23 protein-coding genes and 1 pseudogene are annotated in these 22,215 nt (G+C 52.2%); 10 read left to right on the top strand and 14 right to left on the bottom strand.

The window, feature by feature from the left end; genetic code table 11:
* Positions 1-20: 20 nt before the first annotated feature.
* Positions 21-467, top strand: a complete 447-nt coding sequence (locus OGV82_RS18815; RefSeq protein ID WP_101744274.1) for a DUF441 domain-containing protein — start codon at positions 21-23, stop codon at positions 465-467.
* Here the strand turns inward: OGV82_RS18815 and OGV82_RS18810 are convergent.
* Positions 450-1,239, bottom strand: a pseudogene (locus OGV82_RS18810) (AraC family transcriptional regulator); the annotation flags it as partial. The gene OGV82_RS18815 and the pseudogene OGV82_RS18810 sit on opposite strands and share 18 nt — an antisense overlap.
* A 99-nt stretch (positions 1,240-1,338) precedes the next feature.
* On the opposite strand from OGV82_RS18810, the gene OGV82_RS18805 reads away from it, so the two are divergent.
* Entirely contained in the window at positions 1,339-2,526 is a 1,188-nt protein-coding gene (locus tag OGV82_RS18805; protein ID WP_101744273.1) for a CynX/NimT family MFS transporter, read from the top strand.
* A 32-nt stretch (positions 2,527-2,558) separates the two neighbouring features.
* On the opposite strand, the gene OGV82_RS18800 is transcribed toward OGV82_RS18805, so the two are convergent.
* On the bottom strand, positions 2,559-3,266 hold the full coding sequence (locus OGV82_RS18800) for a CTP synthase C-terminal region-related (seleno)protein (RefSeq protein WP_101744272.1): 708 nt from the start codon (positions 3,264-3,266) through the stop codon (positions 2,559-2,561).
* A 217-nt stretch (positions 3,267-3,483) separates the two neighbouring features.
* Here OGV82_RS18800 and OGV82_RS18795 point away from each other — a divergent pair, with 217 nt between their 5' ends.
* Complete coding sequence (locus OGV82_RS18795; protein WP_012132682.1) at positions 3,484-3,831, top strand: DUF488 domain-containing protein; 348 nt, start codon at positions 3,484-3,486, stop codon at positions 3,829-3,831.
* A gap of 55 nt (positions 3,832-3,886) precedes the next feature.
* On the opposite strand, the gene OGV82_RS18790 is transcribed toward OGV82_RS18795, so the two are convergent.
* On the bottom strand, positions 3,887-4,141 hold the full coding sequence (locus tag OGV82_RS18790) for a putative hemolysin (RefSeq protein WP_024130397.1): 255 nt from the start codon (positions 4,139-4,141) through the stop codon (positions 3,887-3,889).
* Between the two features lie 170 nt (positions 4,142-4,311).
* Between OGV82_RS18790 and OGV82_RS18785 the strand changes: the two genes are divergently transcribed.
* Positions 4,312-4,410 carry a YoaK family small membrane protein gene (locus tag OGV82_RS18785; protein ID WP_024130398.1) on the top strand — a complete coding sequence of 33 codons (99 nt, stop codon included), beginning with the start codon at positions 4,312-4,314 and terminating at the stop codon, positions 4,408-4,410.
* A 139-nt stretch (positions 4,411-4,549) separates the two neighbouring features.
* On the opposite strand, the gene OGV82_RS18780 is transcribed toward OGV82_RS18785, so the two are convergent.
* Entirely contained in the window at positions 4,550-4,798 is a 249-nt protein-coding gene (locus tag OGV82_RS18780) for a GlsB/YeaQ/YmgE family stress response membrane protein (protein WP_012132684.1), read from the bottom strand.
* 466 nt (positions 4,799-5,264) lie between these two features.
* On the opposite strand from OGV82_RS18780, the gene fdhF reads away from it, so the two are divergent.
* Positions 5,265-7,412, top strand: a complete 2,148-nt coding sequence (gene fdhF, locus OGV82_RS18775) for a formate dehydrogenase subunit alpha (protein ID WP_101744271.1) — start codon at positions 5,265-5,267, stop codon at positions 7,410-7,412.
* A 63-nt stretch (positions 7,413-7,475) separates the two neighbouring features.
* On the opposite strand, the gene OGV82_RS18770 is transcribed toward fdhF, so the two are convergent.
* The 7 genes from OGV82_RS18770 to OGV82_RS18740 form a co-directional block, all read right to left on the bottom strand.
* Complete coding sequence (locus OGV82_RS18770; protein ID WP_058669016.1) at positions 7,476-8,123, bottom strand: hypothetical protein; 648 nt, start codon at positions 8,121-8,123, stop codon at positions 7,476-7,478.
* Positions 8,124-8,354: 231 nt separating this feature from the next.
* Positions 8,355-8,537 (bottom strand): DUF1869 domain-containing protein, encoded by a 183-nt coding sequence (locus OGV82_RS18765; protein WP_012132688.1) that lies wholly within the window; start codon positions 8,535-8,537, stop codon positions 8,355-8,357.
* A 3-nt stretch (positions 8,538-8,540) separates the two neighbouring features.
* Positions 8,541-8,903 carry a DUF1971 domain-containing protein YeaR gene (gene yeaR / locus OGV82_RS18760; protein ID WP_024130400.1) on the bottom strand — a complete coding sequence of 121 codons (363 nt, stop codon included), beginning with the start codon at positions 8,901-8,903 and terminating at the stop codon, positions 8,541-8,543.
* Between the two features lie 186 nt (positions 8,904-9,089).
* Positions 9,090-9,728: a leucine efflux protein LeuE gene (leuE, locus tag OGV82_RS18755; RefSeq protein ID WP_012132690.1), complete on the bottom strand. Its 639-nt coding sequence runs from the start codon at positions 9,726-9,728 to the stop codon at positions 9,090-9,092.
* Between the two features lie 209 nt (positions 9,729-9,937).
* A complete protein-coding gene (gene zinT / locus OGV82_RS18750) occupies positions 9,938-10,588 on the bottom strand; it encodes a metal-binding protein ZinT (RefSeq protein WP_024130401.1) in 651 nt (216 codons plus the stop codon).
* A 136-nt stretch (positions 10,589-10,724) separates the two neighbouring features.
* Positions 10,725-13,169: a trimethylamine-N-oxide reductase 2 gene (locus OGV82_RS18745; RefSeq protein ID WP_047457451.1), complete on the bottom strand. Its 2,445-nt coding sequence runs from the start codon at positions 13,167-13,169 to the stop codon at positions 10,725-10,727.
* A 20-nt stretch (positions 13,170-13,189) separates the two neighbouring features.
* On the bottom strand, positions 13,190-14,284 hold the full coding sequence (locus OGV82_RS18740; RefSeq protein ID WP_047457454.1) for a NapC/NirT family cytochrome c: 1,095 nt from the start codon (positions 14,282-14,284) through the stop codon (positions 13,190-13,192).
* A gap of 531 nt (positions 14,285-14,815) precedes the next feature.
* On the opposite strand from OGV82_RS18740, the gene uspF reads away from it, so the two are divergent.
* The gene (gene uspF, locus OGV82_RS18735) at positions 14,816-15,244 is read left to right on the top strand and encodes a universal stress protein UspF (protein ID WP_012132695.1); all 429 of its coding nucleotides are present in this window, start codon (positions 14,816-14,818) and stop codon (positions 15,242-15,244) included.
* A 666-nt stretch (positions 15,245-15,910) separates the two neighbouring features.
* Here uspF and OGV82_RS18730 read toward each other — a convergent pair.
* The 3 genes from OGV82_RS18730 to icd all read right to left on the bottom strand — a co-directional run bounded on the left by OGV82_RS18730 (position 15,911) and on the right by icd (position 19,080).
* Positions 15,911-16,042: a hypothetical protein gene (locus OGV82_RS18730; protein WP_012132696.1), complete on the bottom strand. Its 132-nt coding sequence runs from the start codon at positions 16,040-16,042 to the stop codon at positions 15,911-15,913.
* 123 nt (positions 16,043-16,165) lie between these two features.
* A complete protein-coding gene (locus OGV82_RS18725) occupies positions 16,166-17,125 on the bottom strand; it encodes a Kdo(2)-lipid IV(A) acyltransferase (RefSeq protein WP_052194395.1) in 960 nt (319 codons plus the stop codon).
* Positions 17,126-17,829: 704 nt separating this feature from the next.
* Positions 17,830-19,080, bottom strand: coding sequence for an NADP-dependent isocitrate dehydrogenase (gene icd / locus OGV82_RS18720; protein ID WP_047457457.1), 1,251 nt, complete (start codon positions 19,078-19,080; stop codon positions 17,830-17,832).
* Positions 19,081-19,252: 172 nt separating this feature from the next.
* On the opposite strand from icd, the gene rluE reads away from it, so the two are divergent.
* The 4 genes from rluE to hflD are packed head-to-tail and all read left to right on the top strand — an operon-like array spanning position 19,253 to position 22,215.
* Positions 19,253-19,906: a 23S rRNA pseudouridine(2457) synthase RluE gene (gene rluE, locus OGV82_RS18715; protein ID WP_047457460.1), complete on the top strand. Its 654-nt coding sequence runs from the start codon at positions 19,253-19,255 to the stop codon at positions 19,904-19,906.
* A 9-nt stretch (positions 19,907-19,915) separates the two neighbouring features.
* The gene (locus tag OGV82_RS18710; protein WP_047457463.1) at positions 19,916-20,377 is read left to right on the top strand and encodes an NUDIX hydrolase; all 462 of its coding nucleotides are present in this window, start codon (positions 19,916-19,918) and stop codon (positions 20,375-20,377) included.
* Positions 20,378-20,431: 54 nt separating this feature from the next.
* Complete coding sequence (gene mnmA / locus OGV82_RS18705) at positions 20,432-21,538, top strand: tRNA 2-thiouridine(34) synthase MnmA (protein ID WP_024130406.1); 1,107 nt, start codon at positions 20,432-20,434, stop codon at positions 21,536-21,538.
* Positions 21,539-21,573: 35 nt separating this feature from the next.
* A complete protein-coding gene (gene hflD, locus OGV82_RS18700; protein ID WP_024130407.1) occupies positions 21,574-22,215 on the top strand; it encodes a high frequency lysogenization protein HflD in 642 nt (213 codons plus the stop codon).

Genomic DNA, 22,215 nt, shown 5'->3' with positions numbered 1-22,215 from the left:
TCTCTGGCAAGGAAACCACGATGTTTGATGTCACTCTGCTGATCCTGCTTGGACTGGCAGCGCTGGGCTTTATCAGCCATAACACCACTGTCGCCGTTTCAATTCTGGTGTTGATCATTGTCCGCGTTACCCCACTCAATACGTTTTTCCCGTGGATTGAGAAACAGGGGCTGACCGTCGGGATCATTATCCTGACTATCGGCGTCATGGCGCCGATCGCCAGCGGTTCGCTGCCTCCCTCTACGCTCATTCACTCCTTCGTCAACTGGAAATCACTGGTTGCCATCGCCATTGGCATCTTTGTTTCCTGGCTGGGCGGGCGCGGCGTTACGCTGATGGGAAGCCAGCCGCAGCTGGTCGCGGGTTTACTGGTGGGGACGGTACTGGGCGTTGCGCTGTTCCGGGGCGTGCCGGTCGGCCCGCTCATTGCCGCAGGCCTGGTGTCGCTGATTATTGGGAAGCAGTAAGCCCGGCCAGATAACGGCCTGGAGTTTGCCCCAGCCCCCTTTTAAACATGGTGATAAACGCGGTCGTTGAATCATAACCCAGCGTTTGGGCGACGTGCTGCACGCTGTGTCCGTCAATCAGCGCCTGCAACGCCAGAATAAGCTGCAACTGGTGACGCCAGCGACGAAAGCTCAGGCCGGTTTCCTTTACCACCAGTCGGGCAAGATTGCGTTCGCTCATGGCGAACAGGCTCGCCCACTGCCCCAGCGTTTGCCAGCGGGCTGGTTCACGCGCCATCGTCTCCACCATTTGACGTATTTTGGGATGCCCGGAAACCGGAAGCTGCATCTGCTCCTGTGGTTGCTGCGGAAGCTCATCAAACAAGACCTGTGTCAGGCGCTGCGTCATTGGCTCGGTACGCTGAATATCCGTTCTCGCGGCAAGCGCCAGAATCAGCTCCCGGCACAATGGCGTTATTTTTAGCGTACAGCAGCGATCCGGCATCACAACCGCATCCGGCTCAATAAACAGAAAACATAATTCCGCCCCCGCCGTGACGTGGTTACTGTGGGGAATTTCGCCGGGAACCCATACCGCATACTGTGGTGGCACCATCCACATGGCGCTTTCTACCTCGCAGGTAATAGCGCCATGCAGCGCCAGGATCAGTTGCCCTTTTCGATGGTGATGCAGCGGACTGAAAAGCTCATCTTCGCGAGCGCGAATGCAAAAGGCCACAGCCGCATCATGGTGAAGGTCAGGCTCGTAGCCATCCAGTCTCAGGCCAATCATCATATTGTCCGATTTTAGCGATAAACTGTCATTTTAGCTTGATTGATCCAGAGAGTAAAAACGGTAAGGTATCGCCTCGCCTGTTGATATGAGAAAACAATGACTATTTCCCCTTCATTACGTGGCAAAAACGGTGCATTACTGATTGCCGGTATTCTGATGATTGCGACGACGCTGCGCGTTACCTTCACTGGCGCTGCGCCGTTACTGGAGACGATTCGTGCGGATTACGGGCTAACTACCGCACAAACGGGCCTCCTGACCACGCTTCCCTTGCTGGCTTTCGCGCTGGTCTCTCCGCTGGCGGCAAACATTGCGCGCCGGTTCGGCATGGAACGTAGCCTGTTTGCCGCCATGCTGTTGATTTGCTTCGGTATTGCCGTGCGCTCGCTGCCTTCTGCCAGCTTCCTGTTTACCGGCACAGCCATTATTGGTTGCGGTATCGCGCTGGGAAACGTGCTGCTCCCCGGGCTGATTAAACGCGATTACTCACAGCATGTGGCAAAACTGACCGGTGCCTATTCATTGACGATGGGCGCCGCAGCAGCGGTGGGTTCGGCAATGGTCGTACCTCTGGCGTTGCATGGCTTTGGCTGGCGCGGCGCGCTGTTAATGCTGATGCTGTTTCCCCTGCTGGCCTTTCTTATCTGGCTGCCGCAGTGGCGCAACACGGCCACCGCCAACCTGAGCAACTCCCGCGCGTTACACTCGCGCGGCATCTGGCGATCCTCCCTCGCCTGGCAAGTCACCTTATTCCTCGGCATTAACTCGCTTATCTATTACGTTATCATCGGCTGGCTGCCCGCGATTTTAATCAGCCACGGCTACAGTGAAGCGCAGGCCGGATCGCTACACGGCCTGCTGCAACTGGCGACGGCTGCGCCGGGACTGTTGATTCCGCTCATCCTGCACCGGTTCAAGGATCAGCGCAGTATTGCCGCGCTGGTATCGCTCATGTGCGCTCTCGGCGCGGCCGGGTTCTGGTTTATGCCGGAACAGGCGGTGCTGTGGACGATTCTGTTTGGGTTTGGCTCTGGCGCGACGATGATTTTGGGTCTGACGTTTATCGGGCTGCGCGCCAGTTCCGCGCACCAGGCGGCGGCGCTTTCGGGCATGGCGCAATCTGTCGGCTATCTGCTGGCGGCATGTGGGCCGCCGTTGATGGGTAAGATTCATGATGCCAACGGCGACTGGCACATCCCGCTAATTGGCGTGGCGGTTCTGGCGGTCGCGATGGCGATATTCGGCCTTTATGCCGGACGCGATCGGGAGATCGCTGCAAAATAACCGAACGGGCAGGCATTGACCTGCCCTTGTTTTTATCCCCGTGCGGCTCGCAGCATTGCCTGCACCAGGGGAACGGGTTTTCCCGCCAGCGCGCCACGTTCATGCTGAAAAAGCGTACCAACGAAAAAGGGATGTGTTACCAGTTCCACGGCACGGATGTCTCCCGCCTCATCCCACCCGGTAACCCGCAAATCGCCATTCTCAAGTTCAGCGGCAAAATCCTCTGATACCCCGTAGTTGCAGTGATACCCTTCGGAGATAACGTCCTGCCCGTAGGCTTTGGAGACCAGCGTATTCGCCCTCAGTTCGATATCATCCGTTTTTTCCACCAGCGAGCAGCTCAACGGGGCGATAACCATCCGACCGGAAGCATCAGTTTCGGCATGCGCCGCATCGCGCCAGCCCAGCACGTTGCGGGCATACTCGAGGATCGCGTGCTGGAATCCGCCGCAGGTTCCCAGAAAAGGAATGCTGTTTTCACGGGCATAACGAATAGCAATCAATGCCCCTTCGGTATTTTTATAGGGGCTGCCGGGAACAACCCAGATGGCATCATAGCCCACCAAATCTTCGTCACTATTGATGTCGGGCGTCGTCAGCCAGTCATAGTCCGCCATTAACTCCAGCACGGCGGCCGCATCATCAATAGCGAGGGGTATGGCCTGGTGCGCCACGATATCGGGGTTGTAATCACCCACCAGCGCAATACGTAGCGTGTCTTTAACAGGGGAAAGTTCCATGAGGCGTTCCTTATGTCAATGCAATGAGGGACAACATAAGGAACCTCAGACTACCGATCTTTTACTGTTATCACAATCCCTTAAATTGAGGAGGTTCGAAGTGCTATAGTGATGACGTTCTACGTTTCAGAAACAGCCTGCTACGTCAGCATGACGCGGCACGATTTTCCGGCAATCAGATTAATGAAGTCATGGCCTGGATTGAGGAGAGAAAAGGATGAAAATTCAGTGTAAACGCGTCTACGACCCGGCAGAAAAAAGCGACGGCTACCGTGTACTGGTTGACAGGCTGTGGCCGCGAGGGGTCAAAAAAACCGATCTGGCCTTTGACGAGTGGGATAAAACGCTGACGCCTTCATCTGAATTACGCAAGGCCTTTCACTCTGAAGTGATTGATTTCAAAAATTTTACTGAGCAATACCGGAGTGAACTCGACCAACAAAAGCAGGAAGGTAAACGGCTGGCGGATATTGCCCGCCAGCAGACGCTGACCCTGCTATATGCGGCAAAGAACACAGAGCAGAACCACGCACTTGTCCTGGCCGACTGGCTACGCGGATTGTGATTCGCACACAAAATCCGCCAAAACACGGCGCACGCGCAAAGCGATGCGCCAGGTGTCACTTACCGCTGGCAGGATGATCTCTGCGCCAGAGATCCCACTCTTCGATCACTTCTCCGCCGGGTAGTTTGCATTCCGTGCGTACCCCTTGCGGGCTTTGAACGGGCACTCGCGTACCGCCCTTCTGTTCGCAATAGACGGCAGCCGGGTTTGCCATACCTATTTGCGGGGGTTTCGGCGCCTCGGGCTGGGATGACGACGAACAGGCGGAGAGCGCCAACGCGCACGGCAGCGCGACAAACATGAATCTCATATGAACTCCCGTTAACATTACACCCCGACAGGTTAACCCGCCTGCCGTTGTATCTCCATGTTTTCTTGCGATACGTATCAGAATGAAAAGCGTGACGTTAAAACATCTTTTGTCACGCACGACGCCCTGCTATCCTTACTCGTCTTCCTATAACGAGAACGGGTGATAGCATGAAGTTAGGCATTATTTTTCCTGTCGTGATTTTCATTACGGCGGTGACTTTTTTGGCATGGTTTTTCATCGGCGGCTACGCCACGCCGGGGGCGTAACGATGAAGAAAACGACGCTCATCATGATTGGCATCGCGATTATCGCGGTGGCAGGAACCAAACTGGGCTGGTGGTAACGGGCTTATCAAAATAATAAAGGCCACCAACGGTAGCCTTTTCGTCTTACGAACTACTTCGCTTAACTTTTGATTTTTCTGTAGATAAACAGAACGACAATCGCGCCGATAACCGCTACGGCAAAGCTGCCAAAGTTGAAGCCGTCAACTTTGCCAAACCCGAAGAACGTGCTGATCCATCCCCCTACCACGGCACCGACGATCCCCAGGATGATCGTCATGAAGAACCCGCCGCCATCCTTACCAGGCATAATCCACTTCGCCAGAATACCTGCAATAAGCCCAAAGATAATCCATGAAATAATGCCCATTTTTTCCTCACTTATGTTTGTACGTTAGCGGTTTACTCGCCGTTAAAAAGAATAGCACATCATCAGAGAATTGAAATTTGTGATAAATGTCACTTTTATTATTTTTTATTTACTCCCATAAAAGTTGGGGTTGCAAGTTTAGATGATAAAGATTATCTTTCTCATTACTGAATAGTTGAGCAAATCACTCAGGTATTCAGTACGACATTGCTCACATTGCTTCCAGTATTTTTGCCCGCCTCACTGAGTGCGGGCTTTTTTTTGACGTTTACTCGTCATTTATGACGAATCCGCTGTCATTTTCTTCATCTTTTCGCAGACAAGCCCCGCCGCGCCTGAGTTTCTGTTTCTGGCACGGTTTGTGCTTTAACAGCCCGTCGCTACGACAAACCGAAGCCAGCGCCATGTCGCGCGTCGGCTTCGACTACAATTCGCGCTATTTCAGCTTTTAACAGGTCTGTTATTGATGAAAAAAATCACCAGTGTGTGCCCGTACTGTGGGGCCGGGTGCAAGCTCAAGCTTGTTGTTGAAAATAACAAAATTATCCGTGCCGAAGGCGCAGAGGGTGTAACCAACCAGAACCAGTTATGCCTGAAAGGCTACTATGGCTGGGACTTCCTTAACGACACGCGGCTTCTGACGCCACGTCTGACCCGCCCGATGATCCGCTATCAAAAAGGCGGAAAATTTACCCCCGTCAGTTGGGATGAAGCGATCCGCTATACCGCACAACGCTTATCCGCCATTAAAGAAACCTTTGGGCCCCGCGCCATTATGACGACGGGCTCTTCCCGTGGGACAGGGAATGAAACCAACTACGTCATGCAGAAATTCGCCCGCGCCGTACTCAATACCAACAATGTCGATTGCTGCGCCCGTGTATGCCACGGCCCTTCCGTCGCCGGGTTGCAGGAGACGCTGGGTAATGGGGCGATGAGTAACTCCATCAGCGATATAGAGAACTCCAAATGCCTGCTGATTTTCGGCTATAACTGCGCAGACTCTCACCCTATTGTCGCGCGCAGAGTCATTAAGGCCAGGCAGAACGGCGCCAAAATTATTGTGTGCGATCCCCGGCGCATTGAAACCGCCCGTATTGCCGATCAGCACCTGCAACTGAACAACGGTTGCAATATGGCGTTGGTTAACGCCTTTGGCTACGTTCTGCTTGATGAACACCTTTACGACACGGAGTACGTACAAAAGCACACGGAAGGACTGGAGGCCTACCGGGAGACCGTAAAAGATTACGCCCCGGAATCCGTCGAACATTTAACCGGCGTCCCTGCCCAGCAGGTGCGTCAGGCGATGCGAACGTTCGCCGCCGCCCCTTCCGCCACGGTCATGTGGGGAATGGGCGTGACCCAGTTTGGTCAGGCTGTCGACGTCGTGCGCGGTTTATCGAGCCTGGCGCTGCTGACGGGCAATCTGGGGCGTCCTGACGTCGGCGTCGGCCCGGTACGCGGTCAGAACAACGTCCAGGGAGCGTGCGATATGGGCGTTCTGCCTAACCAGTTCCCCGGCTACCAGGACGTGACGGATGCAGCCGCCAGAGAGAAATTCGCGCAAGCCTGGGGAATCGATGCCAGCCTGATGGATGACAAAGTCGGCACGCGTATTACCGAGGTGCCGCACCTGGCGATGGAAGGCAAAATTAAAGCCTACTACATCATGGGGGAAGATCCGCTGCAAACCGAGGCCGACCTGGGGCTGGTGCGGACCGGTTTCGAGGCGCTGGACTTTATCGTGGTGCAGGATATTTTCATGACCAAAACGGCAGAAATGGCGGATGTTCTCCTGCCCGCGACCTCATGGGGCGAACACGGAGGCGTCTTCACCTGTGCCGACCGAGGCTTCCAGCGGTTTGAAAAAGCCATCGACCCCACCGGAGATGTGAAGCGCGACTGGGAGATTATCAGTCTGCTGGCGACCGAAATGGGCTACCCGATGCATTATGAAAGTAACCAGCACATCTGGGATGAGATGCGCGAACTGTGTCCGCTTTTCTACGGTGTCACCTGGGAGAAAATGGGCGATATGGGGCATGTGCAGTGGCCGTGCCCGGATCTTGACCACCCCGGCACACCGTATCTTTACGCACATAGTCAGTTTGATACGCCCAGCGGCAAAGGCAAGTTATTCGCCGCACCGTGGCGGGCTCCGGCGGAAGTTCCTGATGATGCGTTCCCGATGGTACTCTGTACCGTTCGCGAAGTGGGACACTATTCCTGCCGCTCAATGACCGGCAACTGCGCTGCGCTACAGGCGCTGGCAGATGAACCTGGCAACGTGCAAATCAACACGAACGACGCGGAAAAACTGGGGATTCGTCATCGTGAACTGGTGTGGGTGAGTTCACGTCGCGGTAAAGTCATCAGCCGGGCCGATGTTTCAGATCGCATTAACCAGGGAACGGTCTATATGACCTATCAATGGTGGATAGGCGCATGTAATGAACTGACTCAAGATAATCTTGATCCGATTTCGAAAACGCCTGAAACCAAATACTGCGCCGTGAAGGTCGAAGCCATTACCGATCAGCGCTGGGCGGAAAACCATGCTGCCCAATCGTACAGCGATATGAAGTCGCGTTTATGCGAGACAATTGCATAAGCCGCGTTGTGCCTGTTAGCCCGGGTTCGGGAAAAGGAACCCGGGCGTTTTCATCAGCGAACCTCAATATTCCGCATGCTGTGGTTCCGCCGTCTGCAACGCAATATATTCATCTTGTTTATCGCGTTTCATAAACGTCAGCGTAACCAAAAAAAGCCCGATCATGAACGGCAATTCATACAGTTCTTCAATCAAATCGGTGTATTGCTTACTGTGCAGGAACAGCGGCGCCAGTAACCGATGATGCTCCACCGTATCGGAAATTAAAAACGCGCAGGCAGTAACAGTTAGCAACCACAGCGGCAGGGATTCTTCACGCAGCCGACGCGCAATTTCCTGGCGCAAAGTCTTTGAGATCAATACCGGAAGCACAAGCGCGGCGATCAGGACAACGGAAATCCCCCGGAAGATCATTTTGGGATGGTCAGGAAAATAGTCGCGCCCCCAGCTGGTGCTTCGCCCTAACAACACCAGCCACCACACCACCGCCCAAAGCCAAAACTGCTTTGCGCCGTCAGGGCGAGACAACGGCCTGATATACCAGGCGGTAAATAGCGCACCAAACAGTAGCCATAGCGCCTGCCCATTTTCAATCCATAACACCACGACGCCATTTAGCAGAGGTACGTGCCAGTTCGCAGTGAAAGGAATAACCAACGCAACAAGCGCAAGGACGAGAGCCGACGAGGTTAATCGAGTATCAAATTTCATGGTGGTCATTTTCTGTTCAGTGTTTGATGCTCAATCATATATTTTATGAATGCCAGAGCATTAACAAACAATGCGATGTTCTTAAGGTTTCCTTAATATTTCTTTTCAATTAATTTCAGTTGTCAGGTACATGCTGATATCAGGCGAAAAAAAACCGCCCAGCGTCGTGATAGCGCTGTGCGGTTTAGCGTAACGGTTAAAAAATCGTGGTCGCAGACTTCCCGAACGGGATCACCAGCCGCAAACGTCGTGCTCGTTTTCGGTGTCGTATGAGCGCACGGTGTTCACCAGATCTTTCACCACTTCTGCCGCAACGTCCGGGACCAGCAGTGTCATCGGCGCTTCAGTTTCATAATCAACTGAAACACCGTTGCTGTTATTGGTTACGGTAACGGTATAGGTCGCTTTGCCCATGATTTACTCCTTCCCGGTATGAATGACTTTTCGTTGGCTGGCGCTTTCCATCAGCACTTCCGGTGCAACAAAAAAGTCGATGTTAAAGTAGGTATCGTCGCTCATCACTTCGATGTTGTGCCATTTTTCCGGGGGAAAAACACCGAACTGACCGGCTTCAATGATCATCACTTTTTCCGGTTCCGGGCTGTGTTCATCTGCGTATCCGAGATATTTGACCGCCCCCTGCATAACCGACAGGCGAGGATAAACCCCTGGTCGGGTTCCTTTATCAAGGTGGCGTTCGAAAATTCCGGCTGGCGCGGTGTCTTTATTCCAGAACGGAGTGGAGCGTGTATGGATATGATTTTGTGGAATTTGAAGCATTTTATTCCCTCTTCCAGTAACAACCAGCGATCTTACTGAATCGCTGCTGTAAAAAGGGTACGCCTCATAAGATGTGTTTTAAATACCATTTATTGGTTATTTTTTTCCGTCGCGCGTGGCGGTGAGCATCATCTTTAAGTAAAAAGTAAAAACGGAAGGCCCACAGAGTGCGCGGGCCTGATGGCGTTATGACTGAAGCGTCGCCAGACGTGCGGCAAAACCAACGAAAATCAAACCGATAAGGGAATTCCCCACCTTCGCCAGTTTCTTTTTCGTGCGAATGTACTGCGTTACAAAAGCGCCCGAAATAATCAGGAAGCTCAGATAGAAAAAGCTCACCACTTCAAGCGTTGTCGCCAGGATAAAAAATGACAACCCCGCGTGCGGCGCATTGACGTCAATAAACTGGACGAAAAACGAAACGTAAAAAAGGATAGCTTTGGGATTGGTCAGGCTCAGAATTAAGGCACGTTTAAAGATTGCGCCAAACGGAACCTCATCATGCGCCACTTCGCTCCCTTTCGATTTGAGCGTGGCGTAAAGAATCTTCGCACCAAGATACAGCAGATAAAAAGCGCCGAGATAACGAACGATATTAAACAGCACCGGCGTTGTTTTTATTAATGTTGCGACGCCCGCGTACGCCAGAAACATCAGCACCGCATCGCCAATGAACACGCCGCTGGCGGCGAGATACCCGCCTTTCATCCCTCGCCCGACGCTGTTTTTCAGCACAAATATCGTATTAGGCCCCGGCACCAGCACGATAAAAATGGCCCCAACCAGATACGTCCAGTAGTTCAGAACTCCATACTCTGCGAACACGTTAACCTCTTCCTGAAAAAAACAGATACGCTTTACTGCGAAACAATATGCTAACGAATGAACTGAATGATGGGAAGGGAAATCATAGCGTTGCGTTATATCATGATATTTACCGGCAAAGGCGCCCTACTTATGACAGATATCGCTCTTTTGGGACACCGTCGCAACACGATGGCGGGTCCTGCCGGACCCGCCATAATGACAACATCTTAGTGGTGCAACATCTCGTCGACGACCTCTTCGGCCTTCAGCTGGTACGGATAATAGGTTGGCCAGTTATCCATTTCTTCAAGCAATGCCTGCTGGGAAGTGTTCCCCATAAAGATATGGAAATGGCTCGACTTACGCGGCGCGATAATATGATCGCTGAACTGCACATATTTAGGCGCGTTGCTCTTCGCATCTTTACACTCAAACAGATAGCGAACGCCTTTTTTACCGGATGCGTAGGTCAGGATTTTGTGTCCGGCATAATCGTATTGGCAGGACTCAACCTGATTACCGGTGTGAAATTCCATGACACCATTCTCAATGCCGATAGTATCCACATTGGTGGCGTAGCCTTTACGGTAATAGGCCTTAATCTCCTCGGCCGTTTTGCTGTTATCTTTCTCCGCTTTCTTTTTAAATACCGGATCAAGCTCCCCGCTTACCAGATACGGATAAACAGACTGCCACATACCGTCCCAGTCCGTTAGCGCCCTGTCCTTCACGTTTTTATCGTCAAAAACGCCTTCTGCCGCCTTTTGCTCCATCTCCGTTAGCGGTGCGCCATGTGAATGGTGCCCATGCGCAAGCGCGTGTCCGCTAACCAGAAGCATTCCCAGAGCTACTGCTAATTTTTCAAAATGAATCGCCAAAATATCACCCTCAATCAGTGCGTAAAGATAAAATGTTATAATATAACATCACCATTAATTCAACTCTGAATGAGAAGCATAAAAAACGGGAGCACACAGGCTCCCGCTTATTCCAACAAACTGACAGTCCCCGGCGTTACAGAGTGACAATCTCTGGCTCATCAAATACCGTGAGCGTTGGGGCTTCGCCGGTAAATTTCTCTGCGTATACCAGGGTCGTATTCCCCGCGCAGCCGTTCGCCAGCCTTGACGTCGGGATGTCCGCCGTCAGCACGTTGGCGCCGCCGTTTTTACAGATGCCATTCTCGATATCAGGCCAGGCGCCTTCATGGATACAGATGATCCCCGGCTTGATCCCATCGCTGACGTGCGCCCCGACCAGAACCTGACCACGACCATTCCATACGCGTACCAGGTCGCCTTCGGCAATGCCTCTTGCCTTCGCATCATCTGGATGAATCGTCACCGGCTCGCGATCGGCAATGGCATACTCTTTTCGCAACGACGCATAGTTCAACTGACTGTGCAGACGGTGCGCCGGATGGGCGGTCAGCAACTGTAGCTGATCCTTATCCGCAGACCCTTTCCACTCATCCGGTTCAATCCATGAAGCATGAGGCGGACAGTCTTTGTAGTGATAACCTTCAATGGTTTTTGAATAGATCTCGATCTTACCGCTTGGCGTACCGAGCGCATTCATGACCGGATCATGGCGGAAATCGGCATAACGCACATACTTGTTGTTCTTTTCGTTCTCGCGCATTTCAATCAGCTTATTCTGCTGCCAGAACGCATTGAACTGAGGCATTGCCACACGTTGAGCGCGAGCCGCCTTTTGCGCGGCGTCGTAGAATTGCTTCAGCCACGCCATCTCATCTTTACCTTCGGTATAGACCGCTTTGCCGCCGGGTTTGAGCATCTCAGCTAAATCAGCAAAGACGTCAAAGTCATTACGGGCCTCAAACTGCGGCTCAATCACCTGCTTCATAGGCACCAGATGCTGGTTGCTGTAGTCTCCGGTCATCGTGAGATCGTTACGTTCAAACGATGTGGTGATCGGGAGAACAATATCGGCATGTTTCGCCGCCGCCGTCCAGTAGCACTCGGAAATCACCACCAGCTCGGGCTTCTGCCACGCTTTGATTAAGCGGTTGGTATCCTGATGATGAGTAAAGTTCGCGCCGCCTGCCCACCAGATCATTTTGATATCCGGGAAGGTTTGCTCTTTACCATTATGCTGATATTTTCCTCCCGGGTTTTCCAGCGCCTCCACAATTCGCGCCACAGGCAGGTTCACCACCGCATCCGATACCGCCCAGTCGTTCCCTGCCGACGATCCCCCCTCAATTTGCGCCGATATCGCAGGCAGTACACCACCGGTACGCGTCGGGTTCCCGCCGTTGGAATAGTGATAGGAGAAACCGAAACCGCCGCCTTCCGTCCCAATTTGCCCCAGCATCGCGGCCAGCGTCACCAGCATCCAGTGTTTTTGCTCACCGTATTGCTGACGTTGAATCCCCCAGCCCGCCATCAGCATGGTTTGGTTGCTGGCAAAAATTTCCGCCAGTTTCTCAATCTGTTCTGCGGGTACGCCACAGACGCCGGATGCCCATTCAGCGGTTTTCTCAACGTTGTCGCTCTTGCCGAGCAGATACTCTTCAAACTGCGGATAACCGGTGGTGTATTTTTCCAGGAACGCTTTATCGTGACGCTCTTTTTTCACCAGCGTATGCGCAATCCCCAGCATCATCGCCACGTCAGTTCCCATATGCGGGGCGATCCACGTTGCATTGTCGCCAAAAAACTCAATGGTTTCTGAGCGCATTGGGTCGATCGCGATAACGGTTTTTCCCGATTTCTTCAGCAGATTAAAATACTCAAGCCCTTGTTCATCCGTACTGCTCCAGGCAATTTTTAACGTGTTGAGCGGGTTCATCCCCCACAGCACCACCACCTGGCTGTGCTCAAGCACCATCGGCCATGTCGTCTGTTGTTCGTATACCTCAACCGATCCCACAACATATGGCATGATAACCTGCGCCGCCCCGGTGGAATAATCCCCGGTATGGCCTGCATATCCCCCGGCCATACTCATATAGCGTTGCAGCAACGTTTGCGCTTTATGCAAGACGCCGCTGGAGCGCCAGCCATAGGAACCCGCAAAAATGGAGGACGGGCCATAGCTGCTACGAATACGGCTATGCTGCTCATGAATGAGTTTCAGCGCCTGTTCCCAGCTCACCCGCACAAAGGGATCGCTTCCCCGTTTACCGTCCGCTTTACCTGGATTTTCCAGATAGCTTTTACGCACCATTGGGTATTTTACACGGACGTTGGTATGTACCTGATCCGGCGCGGTTTGCTGCAATGAGTTCGGTATGGTTTTAGGTAATGCGCCTTTTGAAGAGACAACTTTGCCGTCTTTAACCTCCACATATACGGCCCCCCAACGTGCGGCAGTCAGGATGGCGCCGCCATTTTGGTTTTCGGCCCAGGCAGGCATTGGGATCACCGAAGAAATCGCCATAGTCCCGGTTGCCGCTCCAGCCGTCTTGATAAAGTCACGTCTTGTGAGTTTCATGATTTCTCCTGGTATTATCACTATTCATGCATGTCTTTCGCGTTGTACTGGAAGTAACGGCTCAGGATATCCAGTTCGTTTTCACTGATGTTGGTACGAGCCCCCATCCCTTTCGCCACAGAGGGCCAGGCATTGAGGGTAAAATGCTTCGCAGGAATCGGCGCATGGCAGCCTGCGCAATACACATTGTCGAGTTTGCGCGCGTAGTCCCACATCGGTTCGCGGCTGGCGAGCGCAGAGCCGCTCCACTCGCCCTGTAGCGCCACATCCCGCCACGCGTTACCGTAATCATCTTTTTTCCAGTCAGAGAGAATGTGGAGTGATTGCTGCCCTTTCTCACTCAGACTGGCAAGGATCAACCGCTGGCCTGCCGCGTAGTAAATAACCTGCTCGCTCCCCTGCATCTGGCTCCCGCGGATCTCCACCAGCCGTGACGTTTCCGTCGATTTCAGGACATGCATTTGCGTGGCCGGATAGACCGTTGCCAGATCGCCAAGTGCGGTATTGCTTACGGCATAGAGCGTTTTTGCAGATGCGGGGGTGGATGCAGACTGGGCCTCAAGCGCTTTGAGGGCGCTGTCGTCCATTGTTATTTCGGGTGGGAAGTGGGCGACGCCTTTGTGGCAATCAATACAGGTTTGTTTTTCCTGAATGCCCATTTGGTGCATTTTGCGGGCATCAGCGCTTTGCGCGTCAAGATCCATCGCATCCATGCTATGACAGCTACGACAGGTTGCGGAGTCGCTGGCTTTCAACTGCGCCCAAACGGTTTGCGCCATCTCCAGACGATGTTCTTCAAACTTCTCTGGCGTGTCGATTTTTTTGGTGATGAACTGATGATAGACATCTTTCGAGGCAAGGAGCTTGGCTACCAGGTAATCCACTCCGCCTTCCGGGATATGGCAATCCGCGCATTCCGCACGAATCCCCTTCTGATTCTGGAAGTGAACCGAGCCCGTATACTCCTCATAAGGCGCCTGCATCGTATGGCAAGACAGACAAAATTCAGTGCTCGATGTTTTATGTAACGTCCATTGCCCCGCTAAAACAATTACTGCGCCAAGAACGATGCAAAGCAGCATCGTCCATAAAATGGTTTTATTTATTTTTCTCATTCTTCATTCTCGTCAGACAACTACCCTTTTAGAGGTAGACAATAATTAGACCGAGCAGGTTAATTATTGATATCCATCAAGCGTGGATGTGAATAAGAATTAGCATGCAAGTAAATTTGAAGGGGATCGCAGATTACACAACAACGGAATATATGAGTATAAAATCGTTAAAACACAGCAAGTTACACTGTATTATATAGATATTTAAACCAGTATTAAATTAAATATCAGGAGAAAGTTTCAAATAATTAAGATGGCGATTCAAGAGAGAGAAAACACCCCGTCGTTATATAAATAAATATACAATGAAATAAAGTAAAACGGAACCCATTACTGCTTCATAACGATATTCACGGTAAAAATCATTCTCCTGACAGCCATCATGTCGGTAACACCTTCTGGTGGACGTTTTGTGTCTACATTCTTACGACTTGCGGACTCGTTCACATAACTTTGATCTGATTACTTCTTATACAACCGATAAGTCCAGTACACTTAAGGTGGAGATAAAACAAACAGGAGGTGGTGAATATGTATCGTTCTATTCTGGTGCCGATTGATATCTCAGAAGCCAGCTTGACCCGTCAGATCATCCCGCAGGTTGAGGCGCATGCTAAAACCGCAAAGGTGCATTTTTTGGCCGTAATACCTTCTGTCCCGTTCTATGCCTCACTGGGTCTGGCCTACTCCAGCGAGTTCCCGGATAGAAGCGGTCTTCAGTCAAAGGCCGCCGTCAAACTGGAGGAAATTGTTAAACAATTCAATATCCCCGAGGGCAGGAGCCAGTCCCATGTTGTCTACGGCCCGCCCAAAGATCAGATCCTCAAACTGGCGGATGCGGTAGAAGCCGACCTGATTATCATTGCGTCGCATCAACCGGGTTTCAGCACCTATCTGCTGGGTTCAACTGCTGCGGCCGTTGTTCGCCATGCAAACTGCCCTGTTCTGGTTGTACGCTAATACCGCTCGCTAACCCTGGCGAAAACGGGAGCCAACAGGCTCCCGTTCTTGTATCACACCTGTTTTCTGATGAATGCCCCCCGATAAAAACAGCCTTATGAAACGAATGGTTGAATCATTAAATGATAATGGTTATCATTCTCTTGCTGTAAATACCTTAGCGCCTAATACAGGTATTGAAAGCACGACATTGCTCACATTGCTTCCAGTATGATTTTGCCCGCACTCTGTTGCGGGCTTTTTTTGCCAGAGTATTCATGCTCTCAGGGAAAAGGGCATGTGAGTCGTTAAACATTAAAAGGATATTTATGAACATAAAGAGAGTTGCCGGCACGATTTCAATCGTATTGTTGACGGCTTGTGTCGACTCAGAAGTACAACCCGCGCCCTCTTCCGCCAGCCCAATTTGTCAGGGATTCGGCTGCGTAAAAACTCCCGGGAAACTTCCCAGCCGCGCCGCCACCCATAAACCGACAAAAGAAGAAAGAAACCGTGTGATCCGAGGCGAGAAACCCGATTTTGGCTCCGAAGAGTGGAGTGTCGGGGGTACGCTGCCTGGCTGGTGATTGCAGGTGCAGAGTCGTCACTCTCACAACACGCCATTCTACTGACATAAAAAAACGGGAACTGACAGGTTCCCGTTCTTGTTTATCCTCAGGTGCATATTTACAGATACCCGGCGATATAACCGGAGATCATACGCACAAGATAAGGCCACCCGGCCATGACAAGCAGCATCAGCAGCGCGATAAGCAGCCCCGTTAATACTGACCGAATGCGTTCATGTTCCGTGCCCATTTTCACCTCCCCTGACCGCAGAAAATGAATGACTAAATTCCCAATAGCACGAACACATGACAGGTTTATGACGGCATTATTGACCAGTAACCACCCGGAGGCGGTTTGAAACCAGGAAGCGAGCTATTCGCCGTTACTCTCAATCGCGTTTTCCTTCTTCCCATACAGGGCCGGCTTGCCTGCTGGTCGGGTCTTAAAGCGACGGTGTAGCCACATATATTGTTCAGGAGCCAGGTTGATTGCGCGTTCAATCGCCCGGTTCATTCTGGTCGCAACGGTTTCCTTGCCCTCGTCATACAGTTCATGGCCGATATCCGGGAGGATGATCAGGTCGTACCCTCTTCCATCCGCTCGGCGTCGGGGGACAAAAGGAACAACCGCCGGGCGCGCGCTTCTGACAAGCATATAACTGCCTGCGGTAGTTGCCGCATCGGGAACATCAAAAAAAGGAACAAACACGCTGTTACGAGCGCCATAGTCATGATCAGGTGCATACCAGACAATCTCACCTTGTTTGAGCACTCGTATCATGCCTTTTAAATCATAGCGATCGAGCATGGTTTTATTTGAGCGAAGACGTCCTCGCGTCTGCAACCAGTCATACAGCGCGTTATTGTTCGGCCTGTATACACCAATGCCCGGATTGAGCATCCCAAATATGCGCGCCCCAAGTTCAAGAGTAAGAAAGTGCATACCGATGAGAAGCACGCCTTTATTTTCAGCTCGCGCACTTTCCATATGTTCATAACCCGTAACCGTAAACCATTTGCGTAAACGCCTGTCTGACCAGAACCAGGCGATACCGGTTTCAAGTACCCCCATGCCTACCGACTCAAAATTTTTAATCAGTAATTTCTCACGCTCCTTCGCAGGTAACGCCTTAAAGCAAAGTTCCAGGTTGCGACGGGCTATTGTTACCCTGCGAGGCAATGCGCGCATGGCCACTCTCCCCAAACAAGCGCCAAGCCTGAGCAGAATGGGATAAGGCAGCAAAACAGCACATCGTAAGAAGAAAATACCCAGCCATAGCAGCCAGTAGCGAGGATGAAAAAAAGCGAATGAAAATGTTGGGAGTCTCGTCATTGAGTAAAATACGTTCCGGTTTACTGATAACTGCGGTGTTAGCTATCTGACTATTACAAAGAGGGGAAAACTAAAGCCCCGGTTAGCACAAAAAGTCTATAAAAAGACGAAAAAGTCGTTTTGTCATTTTTTGCGACTTATCCCCTGCTCACCGCGAGGTCGTAAAAACGTCATTTACCTTTTCGCCGCCACGTGACCGATCGGACAATTTCAGGTCTATTCATTAAGCACAATTGATGTTATGTTATTACATAACTTTTAGTGAAAAGGGTAATCATCAGATGAAAGTCAGAAACATATTCGCCATATCACTGGCTGCCTCGTCGTTCAGTTGTCTGGCATTCAAATCGCCGCCCAACGTAGTACCCGGTACGGCTCCTGATAACGTTCGCACACTCGAAAGTAAGATTCTGGGAAGTTTTTACAGTCAGCATGGTACTGAGCCGCAGACAACATTTTTGGGAACCTGTGATGCTTCACCCGTTCCAGGTTGTTCATGCCCGTTTTGCACAATGCTCCGTAGCCATATTCGCTGATGGGCTAAACGTCTGAGCCACTGGCAGATGCGCATCTTCCCCGTCTGGAGACTTGCGAAGTATCGTCTTAATCCTCTGCGGGTTCGACATTCAAAAAACAAGTTCGAATGCTAATAATAAAAAACGGGAACCCTCAGGCTCCCGTTCTTGTTTAACCCAGAAACTGGATTACATATTTGCGATGATCGCGTCGCCAAACTCTGAACATTTCAGCAGTTTAGCGCCTTCCATCAGACGTTCGAAATCGTAAGTGACGGTCTTCGCGGCAATCGCGCCTTCCATCCCTTTGACGATCAGATCTGCGGCTTCGAACCACTGCATGTGGCGCAGCATCATCTCAGCAGACAGAATGATGGAGCCCGGGTTAACTTTATCCTGGCCCGCGTACTTCGGCGCAGTACCGTGAGTCGCTTCGAACAGCGCGCACTCGTCACCGATGTTCGCGCCCGGCGCGATACCGATACCGCCAACCTGCGCAGCCAGAGCGTCAGAGATGTAGTCGCCGTTCAGGTTCATACAGGCAATCACGTCGTACTCAGCCGGACGCAGCAGGATCTGTTGCAGGAACGCATCGGCGATCACGTCTTTAATCACGATCTCTTTGCCGGTGTTCGGGTTCTTGATTTTGACCCACGGGCCGCCGTCGATCAGCTCACCGCCGAATTCATCACGCGCTAACTGGTAGCCCCAGTCTTTAAACGCGCCTTCGGTGAACTTCATGATGTTGCCTTTGTGAACCAGGGTCACAGAATCACGGTCGTTAGCGATGGCATATTCAATCGCCGCACGCACCAGACGTTTGGTTCCTTCTTCGGAACACGGCTTAATACCGATACCACAGTGTTCAGGGAAGCGAATTTTCTTCACGCCCATCTCTTCACGCAGGAATTTGATCACTTTCTCGGCATCCGCAGAGTCGGCTTTCCATTCGATACCTGCATAAATATCTTCAGCGTTTTCGCGGAAGATGACCATGTCGGTCAGTTCAGGGTGTTTAACCGGGCTTGGGGTGCCCTGATAGTAACGAACCGGACGCAGACACACGTACAGGTCGAGTTCCTGACGCAGCGCCACGTTCAGGGAACGAATACCGCCGCCGACCGGGGTAGTCAGAGGGCCTTTGATGGCCACGCGGTAATCACGAATCAGATCCAGAGTTTCAGCAGGCAGCCAGACATCCTGGCCATAAACCTGAGTGGATTTTTCACCGGTGTAAATTTCCATCCAGGAGATTTTACGCTCGCCTTTATAGGCTTTCTCGACAGCGGCATCGACCACTTTGAGCATGGCTGGGGTTACATCAACACCGATACCGTCGCCTTCAATGAACGGGATAATCGGATTTTCAGGAACGTTGAGTTTGCCGTTTTGCAGGGTGATCTTCTTACCTTCCGCCGGAACAACTACTTTGCTTTCCATTCACCTCTCCTTCGAGCGCTTCTGGTTTGCTCGTCTGTCATCACGCTGCATGTGCGTTTGCGTCCTGCGACACGGATGCATTAGAGCAACTTTTTTGTTAATGATTTGTAATGAGCGTGTCAATACTACCCTATTGTTTGCTGCCATGAAAGACACTCGTTATTAGGCTATAATGCGGCAATTGATAAGCCCTGAAAATACCATGCAAAAAACTTCTTTTAGAAATCACCGGGTTGAGCGATTCAGCTCACGACAAGTCACTAAGCGGCGGAAAGAAAACCAGCCAAAACGCGTGGTTTTGTTCAATAAACCTTACGATGTTTTGCCGCAATTTACGGATGAGGCCGGGCGCAGCACATTAAAAGACTATATTCCTGTCCAGGGCGTCTATGCAGCAGGTCGTCTGGACAGGGACAGCGAAGGTCTTCTGGTGCTCACCAACGATGGCGCATTGCAGGCTCGTCTGACGCAGCCCGGCAAACGTACCGGTAAGATTTATTACGTTCAGGTTGAAGGCGAACCCACCGCAGAAGCGCTGGAAGCCCTGCGCAATGGCGTGACGCTCAATGATGGCCCCACTCTGCCTGCGGGCATTGAGGTAGTGGACGAACCCGAATGGCTGTGGCCGAGAACGCCGCCGATTCGCGAACGAAAAAGTATTCCCACCCGCTGGCTCAAAGTGACCTTATATGAAGGCCGTAACCGTCAGGTACGGCGTATGACGGCGCACGTCGGCTACCCTACGCTGCGACTGATCCGCTACGCAATGGGCAACTACACGCTGGATAATCTTGCCAACGGTGAATGGCGAGACGCTACCGATTAAGGAAAAACCATGTTCAAACCGCACGTCACCGTCGCCTGCATCGTCCATGCAGAAGGTCAATTCCTCGTGGTGGAAGAGACCATTAACGGCAAAGCGCTCTGGAATCAGCCAGCCGGACACCTGGAAGCCGACGAAACGCTGGTGGAAGCCGCCGCGCGCGAACTCTGGGAAGAGACAGGGATTACCGCGCAACCCCAGCACTTTATTCGTCTGCATCAATGGATCGCGCCGGACAACACGCCGTTCCTGCGTTTCCTGTTCTCCATTGAGCTTGCCAGGATGTGCGCCACTGAACCTCACGACAACGACATTGACTGCTGTCGCTGGGTCAGCGCCGACGCGATCCTCAACGCCCCCAACCTGCGTTCGCCGCTGGTTGCCGAGAGCATTCGTTGCTGGCAGAACGGGCAACGTTATCCGCTGGCGATCATTGGCGAATTTAACTGGCCGTTTACAGAGGGTGTCAAGTAAAAGGGCTGCGTGATAGAATACGCCGCCTTGAAGTTCAATGTCGTGAGTATTCCAATGTCAGAAAGCCCAAAAAAAGTGATCGTCGGCATGTCCGGCGGTGTCGACTCCTCCGTTTCCGCCTGGCTGTTGCAACAACAGGGCTACCAGGTAGAAGGCCTGTTCATGAAGAACTGGGAAGAGGACGACGGTGAGGAATATTGCACAGCGGCAGCCGACCTGGCTGATGCGCAGGCCGTTTGCGACAAACTTGGCATTGAACTGCATACCGTAAACTTTGCCGCAGAATACTGGGACAACGTTTTTGAACTCTTCCTGGAAGAGTACAAAGCGGGCCGTACGCCGAACCCGGATATTCTGTGTAATAAAGAGATCAAATTTAAAGCCTTCCTCGAATTTGCCGCTGAGGACCTGGGCGCTGATTATATCGCCACCGGTCACTACGTCCGTCGCGCGGATGTGGACGGCAAAAGCCGCCTGCTGCGCGGGCTCGACGGTAACAAAGATCAGAGCTACTTCCTTTACACACTCGGCCATGAGCAGATCGCCCAAAGCCTGTTCCCGGTCGGTGAGCTGGAAAAACCGCAGGTACGCAAAATTGCCGAAGACCTCGGTCTGATCACCGCGAAGAAAAAAGACTCTACCGGCATCTGCTTTATCGGCGAACGTAAATTCCGCGAGTTCCTCGGTCGCTATCTCCCGGCGCAGCCAGGAAAAATTATCACCGTAGACGGCGACGAAATCGGTCAGCACCAGGGGCTGATGTACCACACGCTGGGCCAACGTAAAGGTCTGGGTATCGGCGGCACCAAAGAAGGCACCGAAGATCCGTGGTACGTGGTCGATAAAGATGTCGAGAACAACATTCTGGTTGTCGCTCAGGGTCATGAGCATCCACGTCTGATGTCCGTCGGCCTGATTGCCCAACAGCTTCACTGGGTCGATCGCGAACCGTTTAGCGGCACCCTACGCTGCACGGTGAAAACCCGCTACCGCCAGACCGACATTCCGTGCACCGTGAAAGCACTGGATGACGAACGCATTGAAGTGATTTTTGATGAGCCGGTAGCCGCAGTAACGCCGGGTCAGTCGGCTGTCTTTTATAACGGAGAAGTGTGCCTCGGCGGCGGTATTATCGAGCAGCGCCTGCCCCTGCCGGTATAATTATTCTCTATAACTGATACAAGGAAGCAGTGATCGTGGCAAAGAATTATTATGACATCACCCTCGCACTGGCAGGTATTTGCCAGTCAGCACGCCTGGTGCAACAGCTGGCGCACCAGGGGCACTGTGATGCCGATGCGCTACACGTTTCACTGAACAGCGTTATCGATATGAACCCCAGCTCTACGCTGGGCGTATTCGGCGGCAGCGAAGCGAACCTTCGCCTCGGTCTGGAAACCCTGCTCGGCGTCCTGAATGCCAGTAGCCGCCAGGGGCTGAACGCAGAGCTGACGCGCTATACGCTGAGCCTGATGGTGCTGGAGCGCAAACTGTCAGCCGCCAAAGGCGCGCTGGACATGCTGGGCGAGCGCATTAACGGCTTACAGCGTCAGCTTGACCATTTTGACCTGCAATCAGAAACGCTGATGAGCGCGATGGCCGGTATTTATGTCGATGTCATCAGCCCACTGGGGCCGCGCATTCAGGTGACGGGCTCACCCGCCGTGCTGCAAAGCCCGCAGGTGCAGGCAAAAGTTCGCGCCTCGCTTCTGGCCGGTATCCGTGCCGCAGTGCTCTGGCACCAGGTCGGCGGTGGCCGCCTGCAATTAATGTTTTCTCGTAATCGCCTGACCACTCAGGCAAAACAAATTCTTGCTCATTTAACCCCGGAGTTGTAA

Source organism: Citrobacter sp. CK191, from assembly GCF_030333435.1.
GTDB lineage: Bacteria > Pseudomonadota > Gammaproteobacteria > Enterobacterales > Enterobacteriaceae > Citrobacter_B > Citrobacter_B koseri.
Note: the sequence above shows the minus strand (reverse complement) of the source record. Positions and strands in the feature narration are given on the sequence as shown.